General features: G+C 73.8%; 3 protein-coding genes. 2 read left to right on the top strand and 1 reads right to left on the bottom strand.

Annotated elements, in window-relative coordinates; translation table 11 throughout:
• On the top strand, positions 1 to 799 hold a 799-nt coding region (locus SSBG_RS16835; protein WP_008747297.1), incomplete at its 5' end, for a hypothetical protein.
• A 216-nt stretch (positions 800 to 1,015) separates the two neighbouring features.
• Entirely contained in the window at positions 1,016 to 1,405 is a 390-nt protein-coding gene (locus SSBG_RS16830; RefSeq protein ID WP_037869987.1) for a hypothetical protein, read from the top strand.
• Between the two features lie 17 nt (positions 1,406 to 1,422).
• On the opposite strand, the gene purU is transcribed toward SSBG_RS16830, so the two are convergent.
• On the bottom strand, positions 1,423 to 2,340 hold the full coding sequence (gene purU / locus SSBG_RS16825) for a formyltetrahydrofolate deformylase (RefSeq protein WP_037869985.1): 918 nt from the start codon (positions 2,338 to 2,340) through the stop codon (positions 1,423 to 1,425).
• Between the last annotated feature and the right edge of the window lie 136 nt (positions 2,341 to 2,476).

Here is a 2,476-nt window from a genome sequence, read left to right as displayed (position 1 = left end):
CCTCGGCGAGGCCGATGGGATACCCCGGTGCGGCTGCGCTGGTGGACGCCGCGGGTTACCGGCCGGGCACGGCACGAGCGTCGCCGGGGTCATCGCGCATCTCCTCGCGGTCGACGGGCTCGTCGCGGCGGCGATCGGCCTGCCCGAGCCGCTCGGCGCGCGGGCGCCCGCGCGGCCGGTCCCGCCCGAGGAGCGGACCGCGCGGTACTGGACCGCGCTCGGCGGCCCGCCGACCCGCGCCGAGCACGCCCCCTGGCGCGAGCAGACGCACGCCCTCGCGCGCACGGTCGGCTTCACGGACGGCGAGGGCGTCGGCTCGGGCCGCTACCCGGTGCCGTACGGCGGTTTCTCGCTCCCGCTGCGGGACGCCCTCCTGGAGCGGGCCTTCGAGACGTGGATTCACGGCTGGGACGTGGCGGAGGCGGTCGAGTACCCGTACGCCGCCCCCGCGGGACCGCACCTCAAACAGCTCGTCGGCCTCGCGGCCCGTCTCGTCCCGCAGACCCTCGCGGCCCTTCCCGCCCCGCCCGGGGACCCGCCGCCCTCCGGCGTGCGCAGGGTGCTGCGCCTGGAGATAGAGGGGCCCGCTCGCGGGGTCTGGCGCATCGGGATCGACCCGAAGGCGGAGAACGAGGCGGGCCCGGTCGAGGACGTGGCCGAAGTTCGCCTCGACGGCGTCGAGTTCTGCGAGCTGGCGGCCGGGCACCTCGCCCCCGAGGAGGCGGCGCTCGGCCAGGACGGCGACAAGGACACGATCCTGCGCGTGCTGCGGGCGACGGCGGCGCTGAGCAGGCTGTAGGACGGCAGGACCGGAACGCGCCACCGGTACGCGGGACTTCCGCGCGCGGCCACCGGCCTGCCCGGCGGCGGGCATACACTCCCGACCGGAACAGGCGTGCGAGCCGGGGGGCGAGGCGCGGGGGAGGCGCGACCGCGCGGTACCTCGGGTCCCGTACCGCCGGCGCGTTCCGCCGGCAGTCCCGCCGCCCCGTCCCGCCGCCGACAAGGAACTCCCGTGGTAGATCTCTGCGAAGTCCTGCTGTTCTTCTCCGTGGTCCCCCTGCTGTACCTCGCCCCGCGGTACACGCGGCAGAAGCCGCTCCGCCTGCGCGGGAAGCACACGGTGGGCTGGGAGTTGCGGCGCACGATCCCGGACGAGGGGAAGATCGACGTCGAGTGGGCCTACGACGTGGACGAGCACACCCGGCACACCGTCTGGGAGCGCGGCCGCACCATCGAGCCGGCGCGGCAGCGCGGACTCGTCTTCGACCCCGAGAACCCCCGGCGCGTGTACTTCAGCGAGCAGATGTTCCGGCGTCCGGCCCGGATACGCGCGTGGATCTGGGGGCTCGGCGCGGTCGCCCTGGTCACGGCCGTGGTGACGGTGGTGGGCGAGACGCGCTGACCCGCGCGCCGCCGCGCTCAGGCGAAGACGACCGTCCGGCGGCCGTTGAGCAGGATGCGGTGCTCGGCATGCCACTTGACCGCGCGGGCGAGGGCCTGGCACTCGACGTCGCGGCCCGTGGCGACGAGCTGGGCGGGGGTCGCCGCGTGCGTGACGCGCTCGACCTCCTGCTCGATGATCGGGCCCTCGTCGAGGTCGGCGGTCACGTAGTGCGCGGTCGCGCCGATGAGCTTCACGCCCCGGGCGTGGGCCTGGTGGTAGGGCTTGGCGCCCTTGAAGCTCGGCAGGAAGGAGTGGTGGATGTTGATGATCCGGCCGCTCAGCCGCTTGCACAGGTCGTCCGAGAGGACCTGCATGTAGCGGGCGAGCACGACGAGTTCGACGTTCTCCTCGGCGACGAGGTCCAGGAAGCGCCGCTCCGCCTCCGCCTTGCCGTCCCGGGGGACGGGGATGTGGTGGAAGGGGACGCCGTAGCTCCCGGTCAGCTCGCGGAAGTCGGTGTGGTTGGAGACGACGGCGGCGATCTCGACGGGGAGCGCGCCGCTGCGGGAGCGGAAGAGCAGGTCGTTGAGGCAGTGGCCGAACCTGCTCACCAGGATCGCGACCCGCATCCGCTCCCCCGCCCGGTGGATCTGCCAGTCCATCCGGAACGCCTCGCCGATCGCGGCGAAGCTCGCCCGCAGCTTGTCGAGCCCGGCGGCCTCCTCGTCCGGCCCCGCCGAGGCGAGGGAGAAGCCGACGCGCATGAAGAACAGCCCCGTGTCCGCGTCCCCGAACTGCTGGCTGTCCTCGATGTTCCCGCCGGTCATGAAGAGGAAGCTGGAGACGGCGTGCACGATCCCCTGCTTGTCGGGGCAGGACAGCGTCAGCACGTAACCGGAGGTGGGGGCGGCGGAGGCGGCGGTGCCGGCCACCGGCGCGGGCTGCTCAGTCATGCCCGCCAGGGTCCCACACCGCGCGGGGTACGGGACGCGGTGTCCGGCAAGCGAAACCTGGGACGGGGCGGGTCCCGGGAAATTAGCCGACTTGGGCTGGAAACCGATCGCCACGTTGCACAGACCGACCGCCTTG

The organism is Streptomyces sp. SPB074 (assembly GCF_000154905.1).
Taxonomy (GTDB): Bacteria; Actinomycetota; Actinomycetes; order Streptomycetales; family Streptomycetaceae; genus Streptomyces.
Note: the sequence above shows the minus strand (reverse complement) of the source record. Positions and strands in the feature narration are given on the sequence as shown.